Raw genomic sequence first — 1,726 nt, 5'->3', positions numbered from 1 at the left:
GCTGCGCGAACGACAGCGGGATCCGGTCCGGGCGCGGCGACACCGCCACCACGGGTGGCAGATTCGCGCCGCGTCCGGCGACTGCCTCGACGAGGTCGCGGACGGACGGCGCCTCGAACACGTCTCGCACCGACACCTCGGTACCGAGTGCGTCGGCGACGCGCGAGGCGAGGCGGGTCGCGGACAGCGAGTTGCCGCCGAGGTCGAAGAAGCTTGTCGTGACCCCGATCTCGTCGACTCCGAGCACCTCGGCGAAAACCTGCGCGACCGCGGTCTCCTGCGGGCCGGTGGGCGCGACGATTTCCTCGACCACGGTGGCCGAGTCGGGTACCGGAAGGGCGTCGCGGTCGAGTTTGCCGTTCGCGGTGAGCGGCAGCTTCTCGACGTCGATGATCTGGTCGGGGACCATGTACGACGGCACCGCGCGGCCGGCGATGCGCCGGACCTCGGTCGCGTCGACCGCGCCCTGCTCGTCGCGGACCAGGTAACCGATGAGTTGCTCACCGCGACCGGGGATGTCGACGACACGGGCCGCTGCCGCGCTCACACCCGGCACCGCCAGCAGCGCCGCCTCGATCTCGCCGAACTCGATCCGGTAGCCACGCAACTGGACCTGCGCGTCACCGCGCCCGAGGTACTCGATGTCGTCACCCACGCGACGGGCGAGGTCGCCGGTGCGGTACATGCGGGTTCCGGGCTCGCCGTAGGGTGACGCGACGAAACGCGTCGACGACAGCCCGGCGCGCTTCAGGTAACCCTGCGCCAGTTGCCCACCGGTGACGTACATCTCGCCCACGACACCCTCGGGGACCGGCCGCAGCCGGTCGTCGAGCACGTGGATGGCCAGCGACGACAGCGGCCGGCCGATGAAGCTCGCGTCGTCGGCCGCCACCGAGTGCGGGTCGAGCGGCCGGAAACTGACGTGCACGGTCGTCTCGGTGATGCCGTACATGTTGACCAGCGTCGTGGTCTCGTCCGGATGGTCGTCGAACCAACGCCGCACCTGCTCGAAGCTGAGCGCCTCGCCGCCGAACACGATGTAGCGCAATGACAGCGGGGTGTCGTGGCGTCGTCGGGTCTCGGCGAGCTGGTAGAACGCCGACGGCGTCTGGCTCAGCACCGTGACCCGTTCGCGGGCGAGTAGATCGAGGAACTCCTCCGGCGCCCGCGCGAGATCCCGGTCGACCAGGACCAAGCGGCCACCGGTCAGCAGCGGTCCCCACAGCTCCCAGACCGAGAAGTCGAACGCGTACGAGTGGAACAGCGTCCACACGTCTGTCTCGTCGATGTCGAAATCATCTGCGGCGGTGTCCATCAGGGTCACCACGTCGCGGTGGGTGACCTCGACACCCTTGGGCCGGCCCGTGGAACCCGACGTGTAGATCACGTAGGCACGCGAATCGGGATGAATGGCAACCGGTTCCGGAGCCGCAGCGGCACCTTCAGCGATCAGCTGCGCGACCGGCACCACCGGCGTGGTGCCCAATTGGGACCACAGTTCGAAGTCCGCGGTCGTGTCGTCGATGATCACCGCGCTCGGCGCGGCATCGGAGACGATGAAACGCAGGCGGTCGACCGGATTGGTGGTGTCCAGCGGCAGATAGCCGGCGCCGGAACGCAACACACCCAGGATCGAGGAAACGAGATCGACGCCGCGGGAGGTCGCCACGGCGACGAGATCGCCGGTGGACACCCCACGCGCGCGCAGGGCCGCGGCGACCGCGGC

The 1,726-nt window shown here is 69.4% G+C and carries 1 protein-coding gene; it reads right to left on the bottom strand.

What is annotated here, in order from left to right:
• On the bottom strand, positions 1 to 1,726 hold a 1,726-nt coding region (locus ACFVHY_RS24410), incomplete at both ends, for an amino acid adenylation domain-containing protein (RefSeq protein ID WP_390275950.1).

The organism is Gordonia sp. NPDC127522, assembly GCF_042672305.1.
Classification (GTDB): Bacteria; Actinomycetota; Actinomycetes; order Mycobacteriales; family Mycobacteriaceae; genus Gordonia; species Gordonia hongkongensis.
Note: the sequence above shows the minus strand (reverse complement) of the source record. Positions and strands in the feature narration are given on the sequence as shown.